Source organism: Bradyrhizobium sp. ORS 86 (assembly GCF_045571475.1).
Taxonomy (GTDB): domain Bacteria; phylum Pseudomonadota; class Alphaproteobacteria; order Rhizobiales; family Xanthobacteraceae; genus Bradyrhizobium.
The window spans coordinates 609,723-636,129 of record NZ_CP120699.1 but is presented as its reverse complement, the minus strand read 5'-3'; the positions used below and the strand labels follow the sequence as shown (position 1 = coordinate 636,129).

Annotated in this window: 18 protein-coding genes; 12 read left to right on the top strand and 6 right to left on the bottom strand. The window is 65.5% G+C overall.

Features of this window, described 5'->3' with window-relative positions; all coding sequences use genetic code 11:
• Positions 1 to 39 precede the first annotated feature (39 nt).
• From P6U25_RS02860 to P6U25_RS02850, 3 genes are all read left to right on the top strand, one after another.
• Positions 40 to 2,442 carry an FtsX-like permease family protein gene (locus P6U25_RS02860; RefSeq protein ID WP_407152738.1) on the top strand — a complete coding sequence of 801 codons (2,403 nt, stop codon included), beginning with the start codon at positions 40 to 42 and terminating at the stop codon, positions 2,440 to 2,442.
• A 178-nt stretch (positions 2,443 to 2,620) separates the two neighbouring features.
• Positions 2,621 to 3,730: a lipocalin-like domain-containing protein gene (locus P6U25_RS02855; protein ID WP_407149939.1), complete on the top strand. Its 1,110-nt coding sequence runs from the start codon at positions 2,621 to 2,623 to the stop codon at positions 3,728 to 3,730.
• Between the two features lie 136 nt (positions 3,731 to 3,866).
• Positions 3,867 to 4,259 (top strand): MAPEG family protein, encoded by a 393-nt coding sequence (locus tag P6U25_RS02850; protein WP_407149938.1) that lies wholly within the window; start codon positions 3,867 to 3,869, stop codon positions 4,257 to 4,259.
• An 84-nt stretch (positions 4,260 to 4,343) separates the two neighbouring features.
• Here P6U25_RS02850 and P6U25_RS02845 read toward each other — a convergent pair whose 3' ends face one another.
• The 3 genes from P6U25_RS02845 to P6U25_RS02835 all read right to left on the bottom strand — a co-directional run bounded on the left by P6U25_RS02845 (position 4,344) and on the right by P6U25_RS02835 (position 10,152).
• Positions 4,344 to 5,534 carry an ABC transporter substrate-binding protein gene (locus P6U25_RS02845; RefSeq protein WP_407149937.1) on the bottom strand — a complete coding sequence of 397 codons (1,191 nt, stop codon included), beginning with the start codon at positions 5,532 to 5,534 and terminating at the stop codon, positions 4,344 to 4,346.
• A gap of 245 nt (positions 5,535 to 5,779) precedes the next feature.
• Positions 5,780 to 8,953 (bottom strand): efflux RND transporter permease subunit, encoded by a 3,174-nt coding sequence (locus P6U25_RS02840; protein ID WP_407149936.1) that lies wholly within the window; start codon positions 8,951 to 8,953, stop codon positions 5,780 to 5,782.
• Positions 8,950 to 10,152: an efflux RND transporter periplasmic adaptor subunit gene (locus P6U25_RS02835; protein ID WP_407149935.1), complete on the bottom strand. Its 1,203-nt coding sequence runs from the start codon at positions 10,150 to 10,152 to the stop codon at positions 8,950 to 8,952. The genes P6U25_RS02840 and P6U25_RS02835 overlap by 4 nt, the downstream gene beginning before the upstream one ends.
• 526 nt (positions 10,153 to 10,678) lie before the next feature.
• On the opposite strand from P6U25_RS02835, the gene P6U25_RS02830 reads away from it, so the two are divergent.
• The 9 genes from P6U25_RS02830 to P6U25_RS02790 all read left to right on the top strand — a co-directional run bounded on the left by P6U25_RS02830 (position 10,679) and on the right by P6U25_RS02790 (position 21,545).
• The gene (locus P6U25_RS02830) at positions 10,679 to 11,833 is read left to right on the top strand and encodes an iron-containing alcohol dehydrogenase (RefSeq protein ID WP_407149934.1); all 1,155 of its coding nucleotides are present in this window, start codon (positions 10,679 to 10,681) and stop codon (positions 11,831 to 11,833) included.
• 77 nt (positions 11,834 to 11,910) lie between these two features.
• Positions 11,911 to 13,461, top strand: a complete 1,551-nt coding sequence (locus tag P6U25_RS02825; RefSeq protein WP_407149933.1) for an AMP-binding protein — start codon at positions 11,911 to 11,913, stop codon at positions 13,459 to 13,461.
• A gap of 123 nt (positions 13,462 to 13,584) precedes the next feature.
• On the top strand, positions 13,585 to 14,283 hold the full coding sequence (locus P6U25_RS02820; protein WP_407149932.1) for a DUF2270 domain-containing protein: 699 nt from the start codon (positions 13,585 to 13,587) through the stop codon (positions 14,281 to 14,283).
• A 142-nt stretch (positions 14,284 to 14,425) separates the two neighbouring features.
• Entirely contained in the window at positions 14,426 to 15,313 is an 888-nt protein-coding gene (locus tag P6U25_RS02815) for a TauD/TfdA dioxygenase family protein (RefSeq protein WP_407149931.1), read from the top strand.
• A 321-nt stretch (positions 15,314 to 15,634) separates the two neighbouring features.
• Positions 15,635 to 17,230, top strand: a complete 1,596-nt coding sequence (locus tag P6U25_RS02810; protein ID WP_407149930.1) for an ABC transporter substrate-binding protein — start codon at positions 15,635 to 15,637, stop codon at positions 17,228 to 17,230.
• Positions 17,231 to 17,637: 407 nt separating this feature from the next.
• Positions 17,638 to 18,585 carry an ABC transporter permease gene (locus tag P6U25_RS02805; protein ID WP_407149929.1) on the top strand — a complete coding sequence of 316 codons (948 nt, stop codon included), beginning with the start codon at positions 17,638 to 17,640 and terminating at the stop codon, positions 18,583 to 18,585.
• Positions 18,586 to 18,646: 61 nt separating this feature from the next.
• Entirely contained in the window at positions 18,647 to 19,540 is an 894-nt protein-coding gene (locus tag P6U25_RS02800; protein WP_407149928.1) for an ABC transporter permease, read from the top strand.
• A gap of 11 nt (positions 19,541 to 19,551) precedes the next feature.
• On the top strand, positions 19,552 to 20,553 hold the full coding sequence (locus P6U25_RS02795) for an ABC transporter ATP-binding protein (protein ID WP_407149927.1): 1,002 nt from the start codon (positions 19,552 to 19,554) through the stop codon (positions 20,551 to 20,553).
• On the top strand, positions 20,550 to 21,545 hold the full coding sequence (locus P6U25_RS02790) for an ABC transporter ATP-binding protein (protein WP_407149926.1): 996 nt from the start codon (positions 20,550 to 20,552) through the stop codon (positions 21,543 to 21,545). The genes P6U25_RS02795 and P6U25_RS02790 overlap by 4 nt, the downstream gene beginning before the upstream one ends.
• A 134-nt stretch (positions 21,546 to 21,679) precedes the next feature.
• Here P6U25_RS02790 and P6U25_RS02785 read toward each other — a convergent pair whose 3' ends face one another.
• The 3 genes from P6U25_RS02785 to P6U25_RS02775 form a co-directional block, all read right to left on the bottom strand.
• The gene (locus P6U25_RS02785) at positions 21,680 to 23,668 is read right to left on the bottom strand and encodes an acetyl/propionyl/methylcrotonyl-CoA carboxylase subunit alpha (RefSeq protein WP_407149925.1); all 1,989 of its coding nucleotides are present in this window, start codon (positions 23,666 to 23,668) and stop codon (positions 21,680 to 21,682) included.
• Positions 23,665 to 25,281 carry an acyl-CoA carboxylase subunit beta gene (locus P6U25_RS02780; RefSeq protein ID WP_407149924.1) on the bottom strand — a complete coding sequence of 539 codons (1,617 nt, stop codon included), beginning with the start codon at positions 25,279 to 25,281 and terminating at the stop codon, positions 23,665 to 23,667. The genes P6U25_RS02785 and P6U25_RS02780 overlap by 4 nt, the downstream gene beginning before the upstream one ends.
• 119 nt (positions 25,282 to 25,400) lie before the next feature.
• Complete coding sequence (locus P6U25_RS02775; RefSeq protein ID WP_407149923.1) at positions 25,401 to 26,267, bottom strand: 3-keto-5-aminohexanoate cleavage protein; 867 nt, start codon at positions 26,265 to 26,267, stop codon at positions 25,401 to 25,403.
• Between the last annotated feature and the right edge of the window lie 140 nt (positions 26,268 to 26,407).

The following is a 26,407-nucleotide window of genomic DNA, read 5'->3' as shown; positions in this document are numbered from 1 at the left end:
ATCCTCGCCGTGCTGCTCAGCCACTGGCGACGGCATCCGATGCAGCTCGCGACCTTGCTGATCGGGCTAATTGCAGCGACCGCACTATGGAGTGGCGTGCAGGCGCTGAACCAGCAGGCGCGCAACGCCTATGACCGCGCCGCAGCGACCTTCGGCGGCTCGCGCACTGCAACCCTGATCGGCAAGGACACTCCGACATTCCCGCAAAAGCTGTTCGTCGACCTGCGCCGCGCTGGCTGGCCGGTATCGCCGATGCTGGAGGGCCGCGTCCAGATCGATGGGCGCAGCTATCGCCTGCTCGGCGTCGAGCCGGTGACCCTGCCTGCCGAGGTCGGCAATGCGCCGGCCGTCGGCAAGGCCAGCCTGCAATCGTTCGTCACCCCGCCCGGCGAGATGCTGGTCGCGCCGGAGACGTTGCGCGACCTCGGCCTCACCGAGGGCGTGCGGCCGCAGGCGAACGGCGTGAGCTTGCCGCCGTTACGCGTGCAGCCGGAGCTCGCGCCCGGCGTGCTGGTCGTCGATATCGGAATCGCGCAAGAGATCCTGAAAATGCCGGATCAGGTCTCGCGGCTGTTGGTCGGCAAGTTCACGATGCCACACGCGGCGCTGGAGAGCATCACCGGCGACAAGCTCAAGCTGATCGAGCCAAACGCGGAGACCGATCTCGAACGGCTGACCGACAGCTTCCACCTCAATCTCACCGCCTTCGGTCTGCTGTCGTTCTTCGTCGGCCTGTTCATCGTCAACTCCGCGATCGGGCTCGCCTTCGAGCAGCGGCTGCCGATGCTGCGCACGCTGCGCGCCTGCGGCGTGTCCGCGCGGCTGCTCAACACCGTGCTGGTCGTCGAGCTGGTGTCGCTGGCGCTGGTTGCCGGCCTGATCGGTCTGGTCTGCGGCTATTTCATCGCAGCCGCGCTGCTGCCCGACGTCGCCGCCTCCTTGCGCGGGCTCTATGGCGCGCAGATCCCGGGGCAGCTTTCGCTGAAGCCGGTTTGGTGGCTCGCCGGCATCGCGATCAGCATTCTCGGCGCGCTGGCCGCGGCGGCCGCGAGCCTGACCAAGGCGATCCGGATGCCGGTGCTTGCGTCGGCGCAGCCGCAGGCCTGGCGGCAGGCGCAGCGACGATGGCTCATGATCCAGAGCGCGGCGGCGATCGCGGTGTTCGCGGTGGCCGGCGGCCTGATCTGGTTCGGCGATTCCCTGCTCGCGGGCTTTGCCGTGCTCGCAGCGCTGATGCTCGGCGCGGCGCTGATCCTGCCGATGATCCTCGAGATCGCGCTCTCGCTTGGCGAGCGCAGCGCGCGGCGCCCGGTCGGCATCTGGTTCTGGGCCGACAGCCGCCAGCAATTGTCGGGACTGTCGCTGGCCTTGATGGCGCTGCTGCTCGCGCTCGCGGTCAATGTCGGCGTCGGCACCATGGTGGAGAGCTTCAGCCGCACCTTCCTGATGTGGCTCGACGGCCGGCTCGCGGCGGACGTCTACATCAATGCCGCGAGCGATGCGCAGGCGACCAAGATCAAGGCCTGGCTCCGCGACCGCCCCGAGGTCGAGGCGATCCTGCCCGGCGGCCGCGCCGACACCCAGTTCGGCGGCGCCCCGATCGAGGTGCTCGGCCTGCCCGACCACGCGATCTATCGCGACAACTGGCCGCTGCTCGAGAGCACGGCGAATGCCTGGATCCGATTGCGTCCCGGCGACGCCTGCCTCGTCAGCGAGCAGCTATCGCGGCGGATGAGGCTGGCGATCGGCCAGCGGATCTCGGTGCCCACCCCCGGCGGCGACTGGCCGCTCGAGATCGTCGGCATCTATGCCGACTACGGCAATCCCAAGGGTCAGATCGCAGTCAACTTCGCCGCGCTGACCCGGCACTTCCCGCAGATACCGATGACCCGCATCGGCCTGCGCGTCGCGCCGGGCAAGATCGCGCCGCTGATCGCAGCACTACAGCAGACGTTCGGCCTCGACGACCGCAACGTCGCCGACCAGGCGACGATGAAGGCGGAATCAAAACGGATCTTCGATCGCACCTTCTCGGTCACCGCGGCACTCAACGCCTTCACGCTCGGCGTTGCCGGCGTCGCGCTGTTGACCAGCCTGCTCACGCTTGCCAATTCGCGGCTGCCGCAGCTCGCCCCGCTGTGGGCGATCGGCCTGACGCGGCGACGGCTCGCGGCGCTCGAACTGTTGAAGACCATGGCGGTGGCGCTGATCACCGCGCTATTCGCGCTGCCGCTCGGTCTGTTGGTGGCCTGGTGCCTGCTCGCGATCGTCAACGTCAAGGCGTTCGGCTGGCGGCTGCCGTTCCACGTGTTCCCGCTGCAACTCGTCGAACTGCTCGCGGTGGCGCTGGCTGCAGCGCTCTGTGCCGCGGCGCTCCCCGTCGCTAGACTGGCGCGCATGCAGCCGGCGAGCCTGATCAGGATCTTCGTCAATGAGCGCTGAGATCGGATGAGAGCAGGTTGCGGCCGCGAGGAGGCTATGTTCCCTCTCCCGCTTGCGGGGGAGGGTCAGGGTGGGGGTCTCACCACGAGTGATATTGTGGAGAGAGCCCCCACCCGTATCGCATCTTCGATGCGATACGGCCTCCCCCGCAAGCGGGAGAGGCGAAGCGAGATTGCGGATGCGCCGATTCATTCGACATAGAGTCATCGCTAACCGCGCCGTCACGCGCCGCGCCTTTGCCGGCGGCGCGCTGGCGCTCGGCCTTGGCGGCAAGAGCCTGGCGCAGGGATTTGCCGGACTCGGCGAGAGCGCTGATGGATTTGCCGCGGTCACGCCGGGCAAGCAGTTCAGATTCCCCGCCGACCACGGACCGCATCCGGAGTTCCGGATCGAGTGGTGGTACGTGACCGCGAACCTGTTGGATACGAGCGGCGCGGCCTATGGCGTGCAGTGGACCCTGTTTCGCCAGGCCATGAAGCCGGGCGGACCGGTCGAGGGCTGGGCCAACCAGCAGCTCTGGATGGGCCACGTGGCGGTGACCAGCGCCACGACGCATCGCTTCGGTGAGAGCTTTGCGCGCGGCGGTGTCGGGCAGGCCGGTGTCGAGGCGATGCCGTTTCAGGCCTGGATCGACGCCTGGCAGATGCGCGGCATCGATAGCTTCGACGCGCAGACCGTGGCGCCGCTCGAAGTGAAGGCTGCGGCCACCGATTTCAGCTACGCGCTGCGGCTCCAGGCCGACCGGCCGCTGGTGCTGCAGGGCGACCACGGCTACAGCCGGAAATCGGATCGCGGGCAAGCTTCCTACTATTACAGCCAGCCGTTCTTCACCGTATCAGGCTCCATTACCATCGACGGCAAGCCGATCGACGTCACCGGGCAGGCCTGGATGGACCGCGAATGGAGCAGCCAGCCATTGGCCTCCGACCAGACTGGCTGGGACTGGTTCTCGCTGCATTTGCCCGGCAACGAAAAGCTGATGCTGTACCGGCTGCGGCACAAGGACGGCCGCGAAAACCTGTTCGGCAACTGGATCACGTCTGACGGACGCTCCGCGGAAATCGCCGCCGCCGGCAACAGCATCACACCAACCGCGACGACCGAGATCGGCGGCCGCACGCTGCCGACCTCGTGGCGCGTCAGCCTTCCCGCGCACGGCCTTGCCATCGACACCACGCCGCTCAATCCGACGAGCTGGATGGGAACCAGCTTTCCCTATTGGGAGGGACCGATCCGCTTTGCAGGCAGTCACGCCGGGCTAGGCTATCTCGAGATGACCGGCTACTAGGGTCGGCGGTTGCGGCGCGGCTTTCCGAAAATGACGCTCTCGCGACCGTCGAAGCGAAAAATGGATTCCGCTGTCACACAGTCCCCCGCTGCCGCGTCATGCTATGGGGCCGACGGAATGAGAGGAAATGCCCGACATGTACCACTACACAGCCATCGTCACCTGCCTTGCCGTTGCGCTGCACTTCTTCTTTGCCACCCAGGTCGCACGCGCCCGCGTTCGCTATGGCGTCAAGCTGCCGGCGATCACGGGCAATCCGGATTTCGAGCGCATCTACCGCATCCAGATGAACACGCTGGAATGGCTGCCGATCTTCCTGCCGTCGCTCTGGCTGTTTGCAATCTATGTCGGCGATGCCGCCGCCGCGGCGATCGGCGCGATCTGGGTGATCGGCCGCATCGTGTACTTCATCGGCTATCGCGAGGCGGTGGCCAAGCGCACCCCCGGATTCGCCATCCAGGCGCTCTCAGCGATCATTCTATGGGTCGGCGCGTTCGGCGGCGCGGTGTGGCGTGTGATTCACGGCTGACGCCACACATTCCGCTGTCGTCCCGGCGAACGCCGGGACGACAGCCACGTCGTTTCACAAGCTGCGTGTCACGTCAGCGACGCGTCACTTCGTCAGCGGACAGCCGCTGTCCTTGGCGGTGAAGAATGCCTTGTCGCCGGGCACCACGGCGATCTGCTTGTAGTAGTCCCACGGCTTCTTCGATTCCGAGGGCTTCTTGACCTCGAACAGATACATGTCGTGGACCATGCGGCCGTTCGCCAGGACCTTGCCCTTGGCGAAGGCGTCGTCGACCGGCAACTCCTTCAGCTTTTGGGCAACCGCGTCGGAGTCCTTGGTGCCGGCCGCCTTCACGGCCTTCAAATAGCTCAGCGTCGCCGAATAGGTGCCGGCATGGATCATGCTCGGCATGTGACCGGTGCGCTTGAAGAAGCGCTCGCTGAAGACGCGCGAGGCGTCGTCGTGATCCCAGTAGAACCCTTCGGTGAGGACTAGGCCCTGGGCTGCCTCGAGCCCGAGGCCGTGCACCTCCGACAGCGTCATCAGTAGGCCGGCCAGCTTTTGGCCGCCCCTGACGATGCCGAATTCGGCGGCCTGCTTGATCGAGTTGGTGGTGTCGAGGCCGGCATTGGCGAGCCCGATGATCTTGGCCTTCGAGCTCTGCGCCTGCAGCAGGAAGGACGAGAAGTCCGACGAGTTGAGCGGCACGCGAACCGAGCCGACCACCTTGCCGCCCTTTGAGGTGACGATGTCGCTGGTGTCCTTTTCCAGCGCATAGCCGAAAGCGTAGTCGGCGGTCAGGAAGAACCAGGTGTCGCCGCCCGCTTCCGTCAATGCGCCGCCGGTGCCGACGGCGAGTGCGCGGGTGTCATAAGCCCAATGGAAGCCGTACGGCGTGCAGGCATCGCCGGTGATGCGCGAGGTCGCCGCGCCGACCACGATGTCGATCTTCTTCTTTTCCTTCGACAGCTCCTGCACCGCGAGCGCCACAGACGAGGTGGTGAGCTCCGTGATCATGTCGACGTTCTCGACCTCGTACCAGCGCCGGGCGATCGCGGTCGCGAGGTCGGGCTTGTTTTGATGGTCGGCGGTGACGATCTCGATCTTCTGGCCCAGCACCTCGCCGCCGAAATCCTCGACCGCCATCCGTGCCGCCTCGAGCGAATATTTGCCGCCATAGTCGGCATAGACGCCGGACTGATCGTTCAGGATGCCGATCTTGACGCCCTGCGCCGATGCCGGCGCCGCAATCATCAGACCGCATACCGCGACCGCGGCCAGAAATCCCGATTTCATTTTTATGGTCTCCCAGCAGCTTCTATCAGGAAAAATCGGCGCAACCTTATTTTATAACCCGGCGGCTGCCCATCTCTTTCGGTTCAGCCAATAGTATGGCCCCTTGTCATTCCCCGGTGCGCAATTGCACGCCTGAGGACGCGCGGCGCGAACCCGGAATGACAAGGGCCACATGTTGCTGCGGAAGAATGGATTCCGGGTTCGCCGCTTCGCGGCGCCCCGGAATGACGACGGGGTGATCGTACCTAGCCCGCCGCGGATGCGGCCTTCGCCACCGGCTTGCCCTCGTTCTTCCCTTCCGCGAGGTTTCGCACCACCATGTAGAAGATCGGGGTGAAGATCAGGCCGAACAGCGTGACGCCGAGCATGCCGAAGAACACGGCGACACCGACCGCCTGGCGCATCTCCGAGCCCGAGCCGGTCGAGACCACCAGCGGCAGCACGCCGAGGATGAAGGCGAACGACGTCATCAGGATCGGCCGCAGACGCAGGCGGCACGCCTCGATCACCGCCTCCAGCCGCGGCCGGCCTTCGAGCTCGATGTCGCGCGCGAACTCGACGATCAGGATCGCGTTCTTGGCCGCCAATCCCACCAGCACCACGAAGCCGATCTGGGTCAGGATGTTGACGTCCTGGCCCATGATCCGCACACCGATGGTGGCCGCGAACAGGCACATCGGCACGATCAGGATCACGGCAAAGGGCAGCGTCCAACTGCCATATTGCGCGGCCAGCACCAGGTAGACGAACAGCACGCAGATCGGGAACACGTAGAGCCCGGCACTGGCGCCGTTGACCTGCTGGTAGGACAGGTCGGTCCACTCGTATGAGAAGCCCGACGGCAGCGTCTCGGCCGCGAGCTTCTTCATGATGTCGATCGCGGTCGCCGAGCTGGTGCCGGGCAAGGTGTCGCCCTGCAATTCGGAGGACGGATAGAGGTTGTAGCGTGCGACACGGTCGGGACCCGAGATGTCCTTGAAGTCCACCACGCTGCCGAGCATCACCATGTCGCCATTGGCATTGCGGGTGCGCAGCCTTGAAAGATCGGCGGTCTCCTTGCGGAACGGCAGATCGGCCTGCGCGGTGACGTGATAGGTGCGCCCGAACAGGTTGAAGTCGTTGACATAGGTCGAGCCGAAATAGGTCTCGATCGTGTCGGTGACGTTGGCGATGGGAACGCCGAGCTTCTGCGCCTTGACGCGGTCGATATCGACGAACACCTGGGGCGTGTTGGCGGTGAAGGGCGAGAACACCGATGTCAGCCCCGGCGCCTTGCGCGCGGCGCCGACGAGCTCATCGGTGGCCGAGGCGAGCAGTTGCGCGCCCCTGCCCTGGCGGTCCTGGATGCGCATCGTGAAGCCGCCGCCGGTGCCGATGCCGGGCACCGCGGGCGGCGGGATCACGATGATGAACGCGCCCTGGATCGAGGCGAGGCGCTTGCGCAGCTCATTGGTGATCTTGGTCGCGGTTTCTCCCTTCTTGGCCCGCTCTTCCGGTTCGTCAAACACCGGGAACAGCGCCGCGGCGTTGCTCGCCTGGGTTCGCGTCGCGCCGGAGAAGCCGGCGAAGGACGGCACGCGGACGATGCCGGGCACCTCGAGCGCAATGCGCTCGATCTCGCGCACGATCTCCGTGGTGCGCTGGAGCGATGCCGCGCCTGGCAGTTGCACGGAGACGATGACGTAGCCGCGGTCCTGCGCCGGGATGAAGCCTTGCGGCGTGGTCGCGAGCAGCCATCCGGCGCTGCCGATCAGCGCCAGATAGACCAGCAGCATCACCACCGAGTGCCGGATCACGAAGGCCGCCGCCGCCGCATAGCCATGCGACAGCCGGTCGAACACGCGATTGAAGACGCCGGTGAAGGCCGACCAGCCGCGTGCGATCACGTTCCAGCGCGCCGCCGGCCGCTTCTCCTCGTGCGGAACCAGGATCTGCGAGGCCAGCGCCGGTGACAGCGTCAGCGAACAGAAGCAGGAGATCGCGGTCGCGACCGCGATCGTCACCGCGAACTGCTGGAAGAACTGTCCCGAGATGCCGCCGAGGAAGGCGGTCGGCACGAACACCGCGCACAGCACGAGCGCGATCGAGACCAGCGCGCCGCCGACCTCCTCCATGGTCTTGAGCGCCGCATCGCGCCGGCTCAAGCCGTGCTCGAGATGCCTCTCGACATTCTCGACCACCACGATCGCGTCGTCGACCACGATGCCGACCGCGAGCACGAGGCCAAACAGCGTCAGGTTGTTGATGCCAAAGCCGAGCGCGGCCATCGCCGCGAAGGTGCCGACCAGCGACACCGGGATCGCGATGATCGGGATGACCGAGGGCCGCCAGCCCTGCAGGAACACCAGCACCACAACGACCACCAGGATCATCGCCTCGTAGATGGTCTTGATCAGCTCGTGCACCGACTGGGCGATGAACTCGGTCGGGTTGTAGCCGATGTTGTAGTCGAGGCCCTTGGGGAAGCTCGTCTTGAGCTGCGCCATGGTGTCGTAGATGTGCTTGGCGGTCGCCAGCGCATTGGAGCCCGGCCGCTGCGTCACCAGCAGCGCCACCGCGGATTTCTTCAGGAGGAAGCTGTTGGTCGTATAGGCCAGCGCGCCGAGTTCGACGCGGGCGACGTCGCGCAGCCGCACCGTGCGGCCGTCATTGCCGGCCTTGACCACGATGTTCTCGAATTGCGAGATGTCCTTAAGGCGGCCGGTGAAGGCGAGGTTGGGCGAGAAGGCGCGGTCCGCGATCGGCGGCTCCGCAATCTGTCCGCCGGCGATCTGCAGGTTCTGGGCCCGGACCGCCGCGATGACGTCGCTCGCGGTCATGCCGAGATTGGCAATCTTGTCGGGGTCCAGCCACAGCCGCATCGAATAGTCGCGAGCGCCGAACATCTGGATGTCGCCGACACCGTCGAGCCGCAACAGTTGGTCGCGCACCTGCAACAGCGCATAGTTCGAGATGTAGAGCTGGTCGAACGTGTCGTCCGGCGACAGCATGAACACGACGAGCAAGATATCCGGCGAGTTCTTGCGGGTGACGACACCGTTGCGCTGCACTTCCTCGGGCAGGCGCGGTTGCGCGATCGCGACGCGGTTCTGCACCAGCACCTGGGCCTTGTCGAGATCGGTACCGAGCTTGAAGGTGACGGTGATGGTAAGCTGGCCGTTCGAGGTCGCCTGGCTGTACATGTACAGCATGTCCTCGACGCCGTTGATCTCCTGCTCGATCGGGGCAGCGACGGTGTCAGAGACGGTCTGCGCGGAAGCGCCGGGATACTGCGTGGTCACCGTGACGGTCGGCGGCACCACCTGCGGATATTCCGAGACCGGCAGGGTGGTATAGGCGATCGCGCCCACGATCAGGAGCACGATCGACAGCACCATCGCGAGGATGGGCTGATTGATAGAAAGCCTGCCGAGATTCATGGCTTCGCACCTGCCGGGGGCTTGGTCCCTGCCGGGAGCTTGGCACCATCAGCCGCTTTTGCGATCTGCGGGGTCACCTTGGCGCCGACGCGGGCGCGCTGGATGCCGTCGACGATGACGCGATCTTCCGCCTTGAGGCCCTCGCGGATCACCCGCAGGCCTTCATCGAGCGGCCCGAGCACGACCGGCCTTGCCTCCACCGTGTCGTCGTCCTTGACCACGAACACGATCTTGCGTGACTGGTCGGTGACGACCGCAGCATCGGGAATCAGCAACGCCTCGTAGGGCGACGAACCGATGATCCGGACACGGCCGAACTGGCCGGGCAGGATCGAGAGATCCTTGTTCGGGATGATGGCGCGGCTGCGCAGCGTCGCGGTCGAGACGTCGAGGCGGTTGTCGAGGAAGTCCATCTTGCCCTCGTGCGAGGGCTTGGTCTCGCCGGTCAGCGCCACCTGCACCGGGTTCGGCGTATCGCGCGAGCTCGGCCGCCTGCCTTCGAACCAAAGCTTGCTGTTGCGCTGATAGGTCGCCTCGTCGACGTCGAAATAGATGTAGATCGGATCGAGCGACACGATCGAGGTGAGCAGCGTCGCGCCGCCCTCGCTGCCCTGCACGAGGTTGCCGGGTGTCACCAGATGGCGGCTGACGCGGCCGGTGATCGGCGCCAGCACGTGAGTGAATTCGATGTTGAGCTGCGCGGCCTTCAGCGCGCCTTCGGCCTGCGTCTCGGCGGCGTGCGCCGCCTGCAAGGCTTGACGGCGCTGATCGACGACCTGTTCGGAAACTGCGTTGGTCTGGACCAGGTTCAGTCCACGGTCGAGTTCGCGCTTGGCAAGCTCCGCCTTGGCGCGCGCATCCGCAAGCTGCCCCTCTGCCTGCAGCGCCACCGCCTCGAACGGACGCGGGTCGATGGTGTAGAGCAGATCGCCGGCATGGACGATCGCGCCGTCCTTGAACTCGACGCTGTTGACGAAGCCGCCGACGCGGGCGCGGACCTGAACTTCCTCCATCGCCTCGAAGCGGCCGGTGAACTCGTCCCAGTCGGTGACGGTGCGCTTGACCGGCTGTGCGACCGTCACCGGTGGCGGCGGCGGCGCGGCCGCCTTCGATTGCGCCTTGTCATCGCAGCCGCCGAGCGTCAGCGCGAGCAGCAAGCCGATCGGCGCAAGGTTGCGCCGTGCCGCGCGTTGAAACAAACGGCGCTCACGGCCGGTCGTCGGAGCTCGACGCTCCGCTCTGTCAGTCGCACTCAATTCCGTCTCCCCAAGGACTCGAACGTCGCAAATGAAATTGCTGTGATTCGACGAAAGTAGATTGCCGCTACGTCGTCGCGGCGGACGCCTCAGATGTGACTGCTCCCCAGTCTGTTCAAGATGGCGGCCGGATCAAGCAAAATAGTGGCGTATTCTGAACGCTTTGCGACACTAGCCGAATGGGCAGGGCATGTGACGCAGAGACGGCTCCGCATGCTCGCTGTCGTCCCGGCCTTTAAGCCGGGACCGATAGCCACACATGTTCGCTGTAGTGCGGCGCCGGGCCACAGCTCCCTCGCCAACACAATCTCGTGGTTATGGGTCGCTGCTTTCGCAGGGACGACGACGGAGATCGCCCCGTCAGACCGGATGACACCACCTGCCGTCCCTGATGACGATCTCAATTTCGTCCGCTAACCTGCCGCCAACAGCCGCCATCAGAGGCGGCCCTTCCAGGGAGGAGAGGCGCGTGCATCGAGGCCGTGTCGTATTCGGCGCCATGGACGAGGTGGTGTTCGGGCGCCCGGCCCGCGAGGCCATCGTCGAGCAGTTGGACCGGCTTGGCGCGCGGCGCGCCTTTCTGATGGTATCCGGCACGCTGCACCGCGAAACCGACGAGATCGAGAGGATCCGGAACGCGCTGGGACCGCGCTGCGTCGGCGTCTTCGACAAGATGCCGGCGCACACGCCGCGCTCCGCCGTGATCGCAGCAACCGAACAGGCGCGCGCCGCGAAGGCCGACCTGATCGTTACCGTCGGCGGCGGCTCGATCACCGACGGCGCCAAGGCGGTGCAGCTTTGCCTTGCCAACGATGTCACCACGTCGGACGGCATCGACGGGATCCGCACCCGCCGCGGCGTTTCGCCGGAGATGAAGGCCCCGGCCGTGCGCCAGATCAGCGTGCCGACCACGATCGCCGGCGGCGAGTACTCCTCGATCGCCGGCGTCACGAATGAGGCCAAGCGGCAAAAGGAGATGCTGAGCCATCCGCTGGTGATGCCGCGCGCCACCATCCTCGATCCGGAACTATCGGTGCACACGCCGGACTGGCTGTTCCTCTCGACCGGCGTCCGCGCGGTCGACCATTGCGTCGAAGGCATCTGCTCGCGCGAGGCCCATCCCTACGGCGATGCGCAGGCGATCAAGGGCCTCGAGATGCTGGCCCGCGGTCTGCCGCGGGTGAAGGCTAATCCGCGGGACATCGAGGCGCGGATGGATTGCCAGATCGGCACCTGGCTGTCGACCGGCCCGCTCGCCTCCGGCGTGCCGATGGGCGCGAGCCACGGCATCGGCTACGTGCTCGGCGCCGTGCACGACGTGCCGCACGGCTACACGTCCTGCGTGATGCTGCCGGCCGTCATGCGCTGGAACAAGCGCGACAACGCCGACCGCCAGGCGCTGGTCGCGGCCACCATGGGCCATCCCGGCGAGGACGCCGGCGACGTGCTCGACCGCTTCATCCGCGACCTTGGCATGCCGCGCAGCCTACGCGAGGTTCACGTCGGTCCGGAGCATTTCGACAACATCGCCGCACAGGCGATGCGAACACCCTGGGTACCGCGCAATCCCCGCAAGATCGACGATGCGTCCCAGGTCCGCGAGATCCTGGTGATGGCCGCCTAGCGCTAGCGCGTTTTCGCGAAAGCTGGAGTGACGAGAACGCGTCAGAATGTAGAGCACGACGGGGGATTGGGAGTTCGATGTACACCGGCAAGCATGCTTACCTGCGCCCGCTGCAACCCGCCTTCATCATGGCCGGGACTGGCGAGACCGTCACCTATCGCGAGCTGGAGGCGCGCAGCAACCGGCTCGCGCACCTGTTCCGCAACCGCGGCTTGAGGCGGCTCGACCACTACTCGATCTTCATGGAGAACAACAACCGCTACCTCGAGGCCTGCGGCGCGGGCGAACGCTCCGGCCTCTACTTCACCTGCGTCAATTCCTTCCTCACCGCGGGTGAGCTCGCCTACATCCTCACCAACAGCCAGTCGCGCATCCTGATCACCTCGAAGCTGAAGCTCGAGGTCGCGCGAGAGGCGCTGAGGGAATGTCCGCAGGTCGAGCTCTGCATCGTCGTCGATGGCGAGAGCGAAAGCGAGCGCATCGTCGGCTTGCAGAAGGCCACGGCCGGCCTGCCGATCACACCGATCGCGGACGAATATGCGGGAACCGCGATGCTCTATTCCTCCGGCACCACCGGCCGGCCGAAGGGCATCCTGCGGCCGCTGCCGGAGCAGCCGCCGTCCGAGAACCTGCCGCTGTTCGATTTCCTGATCAAGCTCTGGCACTACCGCGAAGGCATGGTCTACCTGTCGCCGGCGCCGCTCTATCATTCGGCGCCGCAGGCGGCGGTCAATCTCACCATCCGCATGGGCGGCACCGCCGTCATCATGGAGAGCTTCGATCCCGAGCGCTACCTCGCGCTGGTCGAAAAATGGGGCATCACCCACAGCCAGCTCGTGCCGACCATGTTCTCGCGGATGCTGAAACTGCCCGAGGAGGTCCGCAACCGTTACGATCTGTCATCGCTGGAGGTCGCGATCCATGCCGCCGCGCCCTGCCCGGCGCTGGTCAAGGACGACATGATCAAATGGTGGGGCCCGATCATCCACGAATATTACGGCGCGACCGAGGGGCTCGGCTTCACCGCCTGCAACAGCGAAGAGTGGCTGGCGCATCGCGGCACCGTGGGCAAGGTGCTGCTCGGCGACCTGCACATCCTCGACGAGAACATGAAGTCCTGCCCGAAGGGCACCGCCGGCACGGTGTGGTTCAAGACCGCGACGCCGTTCGAATATTTCAACGACCCCGCCAAGACCAGCGAAGCACGGTCGGCGGACGGCAGCATGAGCACGGTCGGCGACGTCGGCTATGTCGACGACGACAACTTCCTTTATCTCACCGACCGCGCCACCTTCATGATCATCTCCGGAGGCGTGAATATCTATCCGCAGGAATGCGAGAACCTCTTGATCACCCATCCCAAGGTCGCCGACGCCGCCGTGTTCGGGGTGCCCAATGTCGACCTCGGCGAGGAGGTGAAGGCGGTGGTGCAGCCGATCGAGGGCGTCGCGCCCGGACCAGACTTGGCGGAGGAGCTGATCGCGTTCTGCGCCCAATCGCTGTCGCGGCAGAAGGTGCCGCGCTCAGTCGATTTCGAGGCCGAGCTGCCGCGGCTGCCGACCGGCAAGCTGTACAAGCGCCTGCTGCGCGACCGCTATTGGGGCAACAAGACCTCGCGGATCGTGTGACCGAAGCGAGGCGGCTGATGCGCGCCGTGCGATTGGGCACGCGGCGGCGCGCAACGGACTCGCCCGTCGCGCGGATTTCGCGCTATGCTCTGTGATCACAAGCCAGCTTCGCCGGAGGCCGCCATGACGTCGCCCCAACCGCGCGAGCCGGAGCCGTTACAGGCCGGAAGGCTCGAATTCACCGCCGCCGAGATCGGCGCGCTCGCCCACCTCTATCGCGGCGAGGTCTACCGCAGCACGGTCTGGCGCACCCGCCTTGACAGCTCGACCAACTGGGCCGTGGTCACCACCGGCATCGCGCTGTCGGCGACCTACAGCAGCACGGAGGCATCGCCGCTGCCGATGGTGCTGGTCGGCCTGCTCGTCACCGTCTTCCTGCTGTTCGAGGCGCGCCGCTACCGCTACTTCAACGTCTGGCGCGCCCGCGCGCGGCTGCTCGAAACCGATTTCTATGCGCCGATGATCCGGGGCGAAGGTCCCTCGCCGAACTCGGGCTGGACCGAGTTGCTGGCCAACGATTACCGCAATCCCAGCTACCACATCAGCTATGCCCGTGCGATCGGACGGCGGCTGCGACGGACCTACGGCTGGATCTTCGCGATCCAGGCCATCGCCTATTACGGCAAGCTGGCGATCCACCCCTCGCCGCTGACCGCGATGAGCGAGATCTGGGATCGCGCCGCGATCGGCCCGATTCCCGGCCCCGTCGTGGTGCTGGCCGGCGTTGCGTTCCATTCGAGCTGGGCGTTGTTCGCATTCATCACCCATCGCATCGAGATCGCCGACCGTCGCACGCGGCACGGATTGATCGCGCTGGGGTGAGACGCCGGGCTCCGTTTCGCCGGAGGCATTGCAGGCCGCAACCCACCAAGCTCGCTGCAAACCAGACCCGACCGGCGCGCGCATTGTCGGGCCCCGGCCTTTCCCCTAGGCTCGCCATAACAACAAAAAGGAGGATGTGCCGATGGATGTGATCCCTCTGGAGGCCGGCTTCGGCGCCGAACTGCGCGGCGTCACGCTTGCCGATGTCGCAACCAGCGATGCCGCCTATGCGGCGGTGCGCGCGGCGTTCGAGGAACATTCGGTGCTGGTGTTCCGCGGCCAGGAGGTCGATGACGACATCCAGCTCGCGTTCTCGCGCCGCTTCGGCCCGCCCGAGGTGACCAAGGTCGGCTCGATGGGCACCGGCTCGCATTTCGTGATCCTCTCGACCTTCGGCCCTGACGGCAAGGTGGTGCCGGCGGATCACCGGCAACAGCTCCGTGCCAAAGCCAACCAGCTCTGGCACACCGATTCTTCCTTCAAGCGCGTGCCGGCGCTGACGTCGATCCTCTCGGCGCGCATCATTCCCGAGCATGGCGGCGAGACCGAATTCGTCTCCACCCGCCTCGCCTTCGAGCGGCTCGACAAGGATCTCGCCAAGCGGCTGGAAAACTCGTTCGCCTGGCACTCCTATGCGCATTCGCGCGGCAAGGTGGCCGCGGGCCTCGCAACATCCGAGGAGGTCGATGCGCTGCCGCCGGTGTGCTGGCGCATGGTCTGGCGCAATCCTGTCAACGGCCGCGGCGCGCTCTATATCGCCTCCCATGCCTATGGCGTCGAGGGCATGGATGCCGAAGCCGGCAAGGCGCTGATCGAGCAATTGACCGAAGCCGCGACTGCGCCCGGCGTCAGCTATCTGCATCAATGGAAGCAAGGCGACGTCGTGATGTGGGACAACCGCGCCACCATGCATCGCGGCCGTCCATGGCCGGCTCATGAGGGCCGCCTGATGATCCGCACCACGATCTCGGCAACCGATGCCGACGGCGTGCCCGGTATGCGCCTGCCGACGTCGCAGGCGGCGGAGTGAGGACAAGAATGAGATTGGTGACGGTACCGTGACCGGTGTTGATGATTCGGATCGGCGACAAACTGTCGCTGATCGCATGCGACATCATTCAATGCACAGCGATGCCCGGCGCAGGAACCGAAAGGAAATTCGCCGCTGCATGGCCAAACAAGCCGCAAACGCGGTGCGTCGGCGCCAGTATTCCCGGTCCATGGAAATTTTAATGTCAGGGCGTCATCCGAATTGCCAATTCCCACACGTCCCTCGCCGGTTGCCCGATAGCCTCACCATGGTATCGTCAATGCCAATCGGCCATTGAGACCGAAATTTGTGGAGGGGACCATGCGGAGCGTGCAAGCGCTGGCCGTCGCGGTGTTGTCTGTTCTGGCGATCAGCGGCGTGTCACATGCCGGCGAGCCGAAATCGGGCGGCACTCTCAGGATCTATCACCGCGACAGCCCCGGCAGCGCCTCGATCCACGAGGGCGCGACCTATTCGGTCAACGTGCCGTTCATGCCGATCTTCAGCAATCTCGTCATCTTCGATCAGCACATCGCCCAGAACAGCGTCGACACCATCCGGCCCGAGCTCGCGGAAAGCTGGGCCTGGAGCAGCGACAACAAGACGCTGACCTTCAAGCTGCGCAAGGACGTGAAGTGGCACGACGGCAAGCCGTTCACCTCGGCCGACGTCAAATGCACCTTCGACATGCTGATGGGCAAATCGCCGCACAAGTTCCGGCAGAACCCGCGCAAGGCCTGGTACGAGCAGGTCAACGACGTCACCACCAACAGCGACTATGAGGCCTCGTTCAACCTGAAGCGGCCGCAGCCGGCGCTGCTGTCGCTGCTCGCCTCCGGCTACACGCCGATCTATCCCTGCCACGTGTCGCCGGCGGAGATGCGCACCAAGCCGATCGGAACCGGGCCGTTCAAGTTCGTCGAGTTCAAGGCCAACGAGTCGATCAAGCTCGTCAAGAACCCCGATTACTTCAAGAAGGGCCTGCCCTATCTCGACGGCATCGAGTTCACCATCATCCCGAACCGCTCGACCGCGATCCTCGGCTTCGTCTCCGGCAAGTTCGACATGACGTTCCCGACCGAGGTGTCGATTCCGCTGCTCAAGGACGTCAAGTCGCAGGCGCCGAATGCGGTCTGCGTGGTGGAACCGAACAACGTCTCCACCAACATCATCGTCAATTCCAGCGCGCCGCCGTTCGACAATATCGACGTCCGCCGCGCGCTGGCGCTGGCGCTCGACCGCAAGGCCTTCATCCAGATCATGTTCGAGGGCCAGGGCGACATCGGCGGCACCATGGAGCCGGCCCCGGCCGGGCTGTGGGCGATGCCGAAGGAGATGCTGGAATCGATCCCAGGCTACGGCCCCGACATCGAGAAGAATCGCGAGGAAGCGCGCAAGCTGATGCAGAAGGCGGGCTATGGCCCGGACAAGCACCTGCAGATCAAGGTGTCGACGCGCAACATCGCGGTCTATCGCGATCCGGCCATCATTCTGATCGACCAGCTCAAGAGCATCTATATCGATGCCGAGCTCGACGTCGTCGACACCGCGCAGTGGTTCCCGAAAGTCGCGCGCAAGGATTACACGCTCGGACTCAACCTGACCGGCAATGCCGTCGACGATCCCGATCAATCCTTCTACGAGAACTACGCCTGCGGCTCGGAGCGGAACTACACCAACTACTGCAACAAGGACATCGAGAAGCTGTTCGACCAGCAGTCGGCCGAGACCGACATCAACAAGCGCAAGAAGCTGGTCTGGGAAATCGACAAGAAGCTGCAGGAGGACGTCGCGCGTCCGATCATCTTCCACGCGCGCACCGGCACCTGCTGGCAGCCTTATGTGAAGAATATCACGGTCATGTCCAACAGCTCCTACAACGGCTATCGTTACGAAGACGTCTGGCTCGACAAGTGAGGCAAAGCACAGGCGAGATGAGAATTTGTCGGCCTAGCGTGCGATGCATTGCACCTCTCCCATTGGGAAGTGTCGCGCCGAGCTCTCCCCGCTCGCAGCGGCAATCGCATATGAGATTCGAGTCGCAACGGCATCGGCAGTCGGCTCCCTCTCTCGCTTGCGGGGGAGGGTTGGGGTGGGGGTTCTCTCCCCGAATCATCTCGTGGAAAGAGCCCCCACCCGCCGCGCGCTGCCCACGCGTCGGCCTCCCCCGCAAGCGGGAGAGGCGAAGGGAGCCCGCGGACAACCTCCGCAGACGCCATATGCGGTTGCCCTGCCGCCGCTGGGGAGACGTGGAGACCTCGTCCGTGTCAATTCAAGCAAACGTCATCTTGTAACGCGTCGGCAACTAAAGGAGAGATCCAAGGGTGTTTGCCTATATCGTCCGGCGCCTGTTCCTGATGCTCGTGACCCTGTTCGGGATCTCGGTGATCATCTTCGTGCTGCTGCGGGTGGTGCCCGGCAATATCGTCGACATCCTGTTCGACGCCGCGGGCTTCGTTGATCCCGCCGACAAGGCCAATATCGAGCACGAGCTCGGGCTGAGCCAGCCGATCGTGATCCAATATCTGCACTGGATCGGCGGCCTGCTGCATGGCGACCTCGGCTATTCCTATGTCTCGGAGAAGCCGGCGCTTGAGGAGATCCTGCCCCGGATTCCGATCACGGCGCGGCTCGCAGGGCTGGCGCTGCTGTTCTCCGCCGCGATCGGCATTCCGCTCGGCGTGATCAGCGCCGTACATCAGGGTTCTCGGCTCGACTACACCCTGCGCGTCGTCAGCCTGAGCGGCCTGTCGCTGCCGGCGTTCTGGCTCGGTCTGTTGATCCTGATGGCCTCGGTCTCGATGTTCGGCACCATGCCGATCTTCAATCCGAACCCGAGGACCTGGGTCGAGGCGTTCACCATCTACGCCGTACCGGCGATGGCGGTCGGCTTCCGCAGCGCGGCGCTGACCATGCGCATCACCCGCTCCTCGATGCTGGAGATCCTGCGCCAGGATTACATCCGCACCGCCCGTGCCAAGGGCGCCTCGGAAGCCTCCGTCAACTACCATCACGCGCTGAAGAACGCGGTGCTGCCGGTCATCACCGTGATCGGCATCGAGGCCGCGTTCCTGATCGGCGGCCTGATCGTCACCGAGACCGTATTCAACATCCCCGGCATCGCCCGCTTCCTGGTCGAGGCGCTGCGCTGGCGAGATTATCCGATCGTGCAGAACCTGGTGATGCTGATCGCCGTCGTCGTCGTGATGGTGAATTTCATCGTCGATATGCTCTATGCCGCGATCGACCCGCGCATCCGGTTCGGGGACTAGCATGATCCGGAAAAGTGGGAACCGGTTTTCCGAAAAGATCATGCTCAACTAGAGAGACAACGTGGCGACGATCAACTTTGAAGCCGAATTGCGACGCGCCGGCGCCAACGCCACCGGCGGCTGGCGCCGGCTGGTCTTCCTCGCGCAACGTTATATGCTCGGCACGATCGGTCTCGCCATCATGCTGATGTTCGTGTGGATGGCGCTCTTCGCCGACGTAATCTCCCGCTACGACCCGCTCAGCGTCGATTCCGCCCATCGCCTCGCCGCGCCCTCCGCGCTGCACTGGTTCGGCACCGACTCCTTCGGCCGCGACGTCTGGAGCCGCATCATCCACGGCGCGCGGATCTCGCTTGCGGTCGGCATCGGATCGACGGCGCTGGGCGCTTCGCTCGGTGTAATGGTTGGCCTTGCCTCCGGCTACCTCTCCGGCTGGGTCGATCTGGTGTTCCAGCGCGTCACCGACATCCTGCAATCGCTGCCGCTCCTGGTGCTTGCGCTGGTCATGACCGCGGCGCTCGGCCCGTCACTGCCGAACGTGATCCTGGCGATCGCGATTCCGCTGATCCCGACCGTCGCCCGCGTGATCCGCGCCAACACGCTGGCGCTGCGCGAGCAGCCCTTCGTCGAAGCCGCCAAGTCGATCGGCATGAGCGAGATGCGGATCGCGCTGCGGCACGTGCTGCCGAACACCATCGCCCCGCTGATCGTGCTCGCCACCGCCCAGCTCGGCTCGACCATCCTCACCGAGGCATCGCTGTCATTCCTCGGGCTCGGGATTCCCGAGCCCTATCCATCCTGGGGCCGCATGCTGTCGGAATCCGCCGCCGAATATGTCCGCACCGCGCCATGGCTCGTGATCTTCCCGGGCATTGCGATCAGCCTTGCGGTGTTCGGCACCAATCTGTTCGGCGATGCGTTGCGCGACATTCTCGATCCGAGGCAGCGCGGCTGATGAGCGAGCCAATGGCGACAGAGACGGTTCTCGAAGTAAAGAACCTGCAGACGGTGTTCTTCACCAATTCCGGGCTGTTCCGCGCGGTCGACGACGTCTCGTTCTCGGTCGGCCGCGGCGAGACCTTGGCGATCGTCGGCGAATCCGGTTGCGGCAAGAGCGTCAGCGCGCTGTCGATCATGCGCCTGGTGCCGGATCCGCCCGGCCGCATCATCGGCGGCTCGGTGACGCTGGAAGGCACCGACCTCTTGACCCTCGATGAGGCCGCGATGCGCGACATCAGGGGCAATCGCATCTCCATGATCTTCCAGGAGCCGATGACCTCGCTCAACCCGGTGATGCGGATCGGCGACCAGATCATCGAGGCGGTGCGCCTGCATCAGAAAGCGAGCCACAAGGAGGCCTGGAAGCAGGCCGTCGACATGCTGCGGCTGGTGCGTATTCCCGAGCCGGAGCGCCGCGCGCAGGAATATCCACACCAGCTCTCCGGCGGCATGCGCCAGCGCGCGATGATCGCGATGGCGCTGGCCTGCCGGCCGGCGCTGCTGATCGCGGACGAGCCGACCACCGCGCTCGACGTCACCATCCAGGCCCAGATCCTGGCCCTGATCGTCGATCTGCAGAAGCGGCTCGGCACAGGCTTGATCCTGATCACGCATGATCTCGGCGTCGTCGCGCAGACCGCGCAGCGCGTGATCGTGATGTATGCCGGCAAGAAGGTCGAGGAAGCGACCGTCGAGGCGCTGTTCGAGACACCGCTGCATCCCTATACGCGAGGACTGATGGCCTCGATGCCGGCGGTGATCGGGCTCGGCGCAAAGACCGAGGCGCGGCTGACCGAAATCCCCGGCATGGTGCCGTCGCTGACCAAGCTACCGCCCGGCTGCGCCTTCGCGCCGCGCTGCAAGCTCGCGATCGATCGCTGCCGCCAGGCCTATCCGCCGCTCGAGGAGACGAGGCCCAATCACTGGGCGGCATGCTGGCGCGCCGGCGAGATGGCGGAGGCATCATGACCGAGCAGCGTCCGCTCCTGGAGGTCACCGATCTCGTCAAGCACTACGCGGTGCGCGGCGGCGTGCTGCGCCGGCAAATCGGCACCGTGCATGCGGTCGACGGCGTCAGCTTCTCGCTTGGCGCGGGCGAGACGCTCGGCCTGGTCGGCGAATCCGGCTGCGGCAAGTCCACCGTAGCGCGCACCGTGCTGCGGCTGATCGAGCCGACCGGCGGTGCGATCAAGCTCGATGGCGAGGATATCGCGCCGCTCAGCAAGACCGCGCTGCGGCCGTATCGCCGCTCGATGCAGATCGTGTTCCAGGATCCGTTTGCGTCCCTCAACCCGCGCATGACGGCAGGCGACATCGTCGGCGAGCCCCTGACCGTGCATGGCATCGCGACAGGAAAGAAAAAGCAGGAACGCGTCGCGGAATTGTTCCAGCAGGTGGGCTTGCGCCCCGACCAGATGAAGAACTTCCCGCATCAGTTCTCCGGCGGCCAGCGCCAGCGCATCTGCATCGCGCGGGCGCTCTCGCTCGGTCCGCGCCTGATCGTTTGCGACGAGCCGGTCTCCGCCCTTGACGTCTCGATCCAGGCACAGGTGATCAATCTTCTGACCGACCTGCAACGCAAGCAGAACTTCTCCTACCTCTTCATCGCCCACGATCTTGCGGTGGTCGCCCATATCAGCCATCGCGTCGCGGTGATGTATCTCGGCCGCATCGTCGAGATATCGGACAAGCACGAATTGTTCGCCAACCCGCGCCATCCCTACACCCAGGCATTGCTTGCCTCGGTGCCGATCGCCGATCCCAAGTCCAAGCGGCTGGCGCCCATGATCGAAGGCGACGTGCCGAGCCCGATCAACCCGCCCTCCGGCTGCGCCTTCCACACCCGCTGCCGCTTCGCCATCGACCGCTGCAAGACCGAGCGTCCGGCGTTGAAGGAGGCCGGCACCGGCCACCAGGTGGCGTGCTGGCTCAATGACGGGACGGGACGGATTGATTCATAAACTCGGTGTCGTCCCTGCGAAAGCAGGGACCCATATTCACCGATGTTAACTGCGACATACGGCTGGAACGACGAGTCCCGTTCACAACGCCAGCCGCAGAGTATGGGTCCCGGCCTTCGCCGGGACGACGGTCTTTATGCCGCCGCCTCCGCCGCCTCTATCTCCACCACAATCTTCCCTGTCGTCACCTGCTCGCCCTCGGCGACGTCGATCGACGACACCGTGCCCGCAACGCCGGCGGTGTGCACGTGCTCCATCTTCATCGCCTCCAGCGTCATCACCGGCTGGCCGGCGGCGACCTTGTCGCCGGCTTTCACCAGCACCGACACGACACGGCCGTTCATGGCGGCGCGGACCTTGCCGTCACCGCCGGCGGCCGCCGCGCTCTCCGGCGGCGCCAGCGTGAGGTCGCGGACCGACAATGTAACGCCGCGATGCAGGATAAAGAGCCGATCGCCATCGCGCAGGAACCTGGCCTGCTCCATCAATCCGTTGCGGCGGTACCGGATGCTGTCCGGTCCGAGCTCATCGATCTCGAAACCGAAGCGATCACCATTGCGAATCGCGATGTAGCTGCCGTCACGCTCGCGCACGATCTCGACCTCCTGCACGCCGTGGCCGAGATCAATCCGCAAGCCGAGCGGAAAGGTCGCGGCGAGCGACCGGCCGCGCTGCCAGGGCGGCGCGTGCGGGTTGGTGACGTAGAGCAGCAACGCCGCAAGCGCGATATCGCTGCCCTGGTCGGCGCGCGGCGCCAGCAGCGTGTCGCGGTTCTGGCTGATGAAGGCCGTGGTCGCCTCGCCCCTGGCAAAGACCGGATGGCGCAGGCAATCGATCAGGAAGCCCTGATTGGTGGTGACGCCGAACGCCGCGACCTGCTCCAGCGCACAGATCAGCTTGCTCCGCGCCTCGTCGCGAGTCTCGCCGTGGCTTACGATCTTCGCAATCATCGAATCATAGAACGGCGGGATCTCGGCGCCCGACTGCAGCGCGTGCTCGACGCGGGCATCGCCCGGCACCTGCCACAGCGCCATCGTGCCGGATTGCGGCATGAAATCGTGCCCGGCGTCCTCCGAGCAGAGCCGCACCTCGATGGCATGGCCGGAAAAGGTGATGTCCTCCTGCTTCAGGCCGAGCGGCTCGCCACGCGCGATGCGAAGCTGCAGCTCGACTAGATCGAGCCCTGTGATCGCCTCGGTCACGGGGTGCTCGACCTGCAGCCGCGTGTTCATCTCCATGAAGTAGAAATTGCCATCGCGATCGAGCAGGAACTCCAGCGTGCCCGCGCCTTCATAGCCGATCGCCTTCACCGCCTGCACGGCGACCGCGCCCATTCGCGCGCGCAGCTCCGGCGTCACCGCCGGCGACGGCGCCTCCTCGATCAGCTTCTGGTGCCGCCGCTGCACCGAGCAATCACGCTCGCCGAGATGGATCGCGTTGCCATGGCGGTCGCCGAACACCTGGATTTCGATGTGACGCGGGCCGACGATCGCACGTTCCAGGATGACGGTCGGATCGCCGAACGCACCCTGCGCCTCCGAGCGCGCGCTGCGCAGCGCATCCGCGAATGCCGCGGCATCCGCAACCAGCCGCATGCCGCGACCGCCGCCGCCGGCGACCGCCTTGATCATGACAGGGAAGCCGATCGCCTTGGCTTCCGCCAGCATGACGCCGTCGCTCTGGTCGGCACCCTGATAGCCCGGCACGCAGGGCACGCCGGCCTCTCGCATGATCGCCTTGGCGCCGGCCTTGTTGCCCATGGCGCGGATCGCCTCGGGCGACGGGCCGATGAAGACGAGCCCGGCGTCGCGGCAGGCCCGCGCGAACTCTTCGTTTTCGGCAAGGAAGCCGTAACCTGGATGCACGGCACTGGCGCCACTCGCCTTCGCCGCGGCGATGATCGCATCGACCTTCAGATAGGACTGCGCTGGCAGCGCCTCGCCGATTCGCACCGCCTGATCGGCCTCGCGCACATGCAGCGCGTCGCGATCGGCATCCGAATAGACCGCAACCACGCCGTAGCCGAGCCGTCGCGCGGTGCGCATGATGCGCAGCGCGATCTCGCCACGATTGGCGATCAGAATCTTGAAGAACGGCGTCCGCTTCACTGCTGCACCGCTCATGGCCGCGCCACCGAGAACTGCATGCGCTGCGGGTTGCGCGCCTCCGCCTCGCGGCAGATCGAAAGCACCTCGGCGAGCACGCCCCTTGTATCGCGGGGATCGATCACACCGTCGTCGAGCACGCGGGCGCTGGTCGAGAACACGTCCATCTGGCTATCGAAAACACCCGTGATCTGCGCCTTCATCGCGTCGAGCTTCTCCTTCTCGATCGGCTTGCCGCGCCGCGCGGCGGCCGCTTCGGTGACGATCGCCATGGTCTCGGCGGCCTGCTCGCCGCCCATCACTGCCGTCTTGGCATTCGGCCAGGAGAAGCAGAAGCGCGGATGGAAGCCGCGGCCACACATGCCGTAGTTGCCGGCGCCGAAGGAGGCACCGCAATAGAGCGTGATCTGCGGCACCGTCGCCGAGGTCACGGCCTGGATCATCTTCGAGCCGTGCTTGATCATGCCGGCCTCTTCATAGGCCTTGCCGACCATGTAGCCGGTCGTGTTGTTCATATAGAGGATCGGCGTGCGCGACTGGCAGCAGGCCTGGATAAAATGCGTCGCCTTGTTGGCGCCGGGCACATCGAGCGGACCGTTGTTGGTGATGATCCCGATGGCGTGGCCCTCGATTCGGGCGTGGCCGCAGACTGTCGCAGGGCCATAATTGGCACCGAACTCGGTGAAGTCGGAATCGTCGATGAAGCGGGCGATCGCCTGGCGCATGTCGACGGGACGCTTGTGATCCATCGGCATGATGCCGAGCAGCTCTTCCGCCTCATAGCGCGGCGGCTTGACCGCGGCTGGTTCCGGCTTCGGACGGTCCCATGGCAGCTTGGCCATGATGTCGCGCGCGATGCGAAGTGCATCGCGGTCGTCTTCGGCGAGGTAGTCGCCGAGGCCCGAGATCGAGGTGTGCATCTCGGCGCCGCCGAGCTCTTCCTCAGTCGCGATCTCCCCGGTAGCGGCCTTGAGCAAGGGCGGCCCGGCGAGGAACGCGCGGGTACGGCCGCGCACCATCACGATGTAGTCGGACAGACCGGTCTGATAGGCGCCGCCGGCCGTCGACGAGCCATGCGTGACGGTGATGACCGGAAGCCCCGCCGCCGACAGCCGCGCCAGATTGCGGAAGATGTTGCCGCCGCGGACGAAATCCTCGACCCGGTAGCGCAGCAGATTGGCGCCCGCGCTCTCGACGAGCTGCACATAGGGCAACTTGTTCTCCAGCGCGAGCTCCTGCACCCGCAGCGTCTTGTCGAGGCCATAGGGCTGCAACGCACCGGCATCGATGCCGGCATCATTGGCGCTGACCATGCAGCGGATGCCGGAGACGAAGCCGATGCCGGCGATCAGCCCGCCACCCGGCACGCTCTTGTCGGCATCTGATACGTCGAACATGTAGCCGGCGAGTGTCGACAGTTCGAGGAAGGCTGAGCCGGGATCGAGCACCAGCGCAACGCGCTCGCGCGGCAGGAGTTGGCCGCGCTTGTGGAAGCGCTCCTTTGCTGCGGCAGAGGCGGTGCGCGTCCGCTCCTCCAGCGAACGCATCCGCGCGATCAACGCCAGCATGCCGTCGCGGTTGGCCTGGAAGGCGGCACTGCCGGGCGCGATGGTGTTCTCAATGATGGCCATTCGGCTTGCTCCGTGGTGCCTCTTGCTCCGGCCATTGCGACGCGACTAAGCAATCCACTCTTTTCTTCCGACGGCAAGACGGATTGCTTCGCTGCGCTGGCAATGGCGATAGCCTGGAGCTAGTGCCTGACCCCAAAAATCTGCCGCGCTTCGGCCGGACTTGCGATCTCGCGGCCGGCGCGCCGGGCGCAGGCCGCGAGCGCCTCGACGAGTTGTCCGTTCGACGTCACCTTGGTGCCGTCGCCGAGATAGAACGTGTCCTCCAGCCCGCTACGCAGGTGGCCGCCGAGATCGGCGGCGCGCTGGTGCAGCGGCCAGATCTCGCCGCGGCCGATCGCGGTGACCTGCCAATGCGCCTCCGGCGCCTTCAGCTTGAGAAGGATCGGCAGCAACTCCGGATCGGCCGGCATGCCCGAGGCGACGCCCATCACGAAATTGTATTCGAGCGGACCGGAATACATGCCGGTCTGCCGATACATGCCGACACAGCGCACGATGCCGACATCGAAGCACTCGAATTCGGGGATCGTGCCGACCTCCTTCATCACATCGAGATAATCCTGCACCTTCTCGACCGCGTTGTCGAACATCATCGGCGGCCAGGCCCAGGTGTTGTCGGCCTTCACCTTCAGATAGTTCAACGAGCCCGCGTTGCAGGCCGCGATCTCGGGCCGGGTCTCGCGCACGCAGTTGAGCGCGCCTTGATAGTTGGGACCCGAGGTGCCGGTGGTGTGATTGATAATCACGCCGGGGCAGGCCTCGCGAATCGCCTGCTGGATCTCCTTGCTGACACCAACCTCCCACGACGGCAGGTGGCCCTTGTTCGGCTCTTGCTGGCGCAGATGGATGTGCATGATGCTGGCGCCGGCGTTGAACGCGGCCTTCGCCTCGCGCGCCATCTGTTCCGGTGTCACCGGAACGTTATGCTGCTTCGGATCGGTCAGCACGCCGTTCAGGGCGCAGGTGATGACGGCCTTGTCGCTCATGATGTCGCTTGTCCAGGTTGCAGCGCACGCGCGCTGCTGATTTCCTCATGATGAGAAATTTGTCTCCGCGCCTTCTTGCGTTGACTGGCTAATCCGATGCTCTCGCGCGGCGACACGTCACCAGCCGGTCAACACAAGAC